Source organism: Oscillibacter sp. KLE 1728 (assembly GCF_934833455.1).
Classification (GTDB): Bacteria; Bacillota; Clostridia; order Oscillospirales; family Oscillospiraceae; genus Oscillibacter; species Oscillibacter welbionis.
In genome coordinates this window covers 3,346-4,708 of the sequence record NZ_CAKVVF010000118.1, presented here as the reverse complement: position 1 = coordinate 4,708, position 1,363 = coordinate 3,346, and the positions used below count along the sequence as shown (strand labels likewise).

The 1,363-nt window shown below is 66.1% G+C and carries 1 protein-coding gene; it reads left to right on the top strand.

Going from position 1 to position 1,363, the window contains the following annotated elements; translation table 11 throughout:
* Positions 1–240: 240 nt before the first annotated feature.
* Positions 241–1,215: a stalk domain-containing protein gene (locus tag QVE23_RS10395; RefSeq protein ID WP_025545501.1), complete on the top strand. Its 975-nt coding sequence runs from the start codon at positions 241–243 to the stop codon at positions 1,213–1,215.
* Positions 1,216–1,363 lie beyond the last annotated feature (148 nt).

Sequence of the window (1,363 nt, the reverse complement as noted above, 5' to 3'; positions counted from 1 at the left end):
GTCCCTGCCCCAGCGATTTCCCGCCGGATCAGCGCGGGCAGGAGGTGGACTGCCCCGCGGGGGAAACCAGCCGCTCCGGGATGCCGGGGCCCGCAGGCTCGGGTACAGCGCCCTCCGCGGCGCCTCAAAAATATTTGTTAAAAATTCTGCCTTGGACGGGAACTTTTTCCCGCTGCCCTGCGTCAGTACAGGCAAACGGAGCAGATGCTCCCCCGAAAGCATTGGAAAGGATGAACGAGAATGAAAAAACGGATTCTGCAATGCCTGTCCCTGATCCTCTGCGCCGCCATGCTGGCGATCCCCGCCGCGGCCGCGGAGACCGCTGACGAAGAAGCGCCCGCCCGCCTGGGCCCCGCGGCCTATTGGGGCACTGTCACTTGGATGGATGAGGACACCTTCCTGCTGGACAGCGGGAAGGAGGACGGCCTGGGCGACGCGGTGGTGGTCCACGTGGGGGATGCCCCCTATCTGGACGCCGTCACCGGCAACACCCTGAACCTGGAGACGCTGGAGGACGGGGACGCCGTCTATGCCTGGGTTGGCCCCGCCATGGCGCTGAGCCTGCCGCCCCAGTCCACGGCCAGCCTGATCGTGGGCAACATCCCCGCCGACTACGCCGTGCCCCAGTACTATGAGATCACCAGCTCCACCGTTACGGAGGAGTCCGCGGTGCTGCATGTGGCGGGCAGCAATGACACGATCACCGTGCCCGCCTCCGCAAAGCTGACGCCCTACCTGACGAAGAACATTGTCACCCTGGCCGATCTGCGTCCCGGCGCCCGCATCCTGGTGTGGTCCGATTCCAAGGGCACGCCGGAGAAGGTGCTGGTGTTCGCCTACGGCTATCGGGGCTATATCAGCGTGGCGGAGGACGGCGTCGTGTCCGTCAACGGCCAGTCCACGACTCAGAAGGCCAAGACCACCGCTGACGGCGACACCCTGCTGCCCATCCGGGCGGTGGCGGAGGCCCTGGGCATGAGCGTCCGCTGGGACGCGAAGCAGGGCGCCGTGGTCTCCTATGGCGATGACATGGTGAAGCCTGCCCCCCTGACCACGGAGACGCTGATGACCGCCATGCCCGGCGGCGCCATCGCCGCGGTGAACAGCGACGGCACCACGGAGGAGGTCTACGGCACCTGCGTGAAGGAGGCCGGTGTCACCTATGTCTCCCGCTCCGCGCTGGCCCAGGCGCTGGACCTGTATCTGGCGGACTGACGGTATCTTTTGGAAAGCGGCTGCCTGCGGGCGGCCGCTTTTTTCTGCGGCGGGAACAGCCCGCTCTTGCGGCCCGTCCCGGCGGGCGGTATAATGAATCATCCATCACACGCCGCCACGGCGGATATACGGAGGAATACGCCATGAA

Excerpts from the sequence above, each read along its gene's own strand:
- QVE23_RS10395 (WP_025545501.1), top strand. The coding sequence starts at position 241 with ATGAAAAAACGGATTCTGCAATGCCTGTCCCTGATCCTCTGCGCCGCC.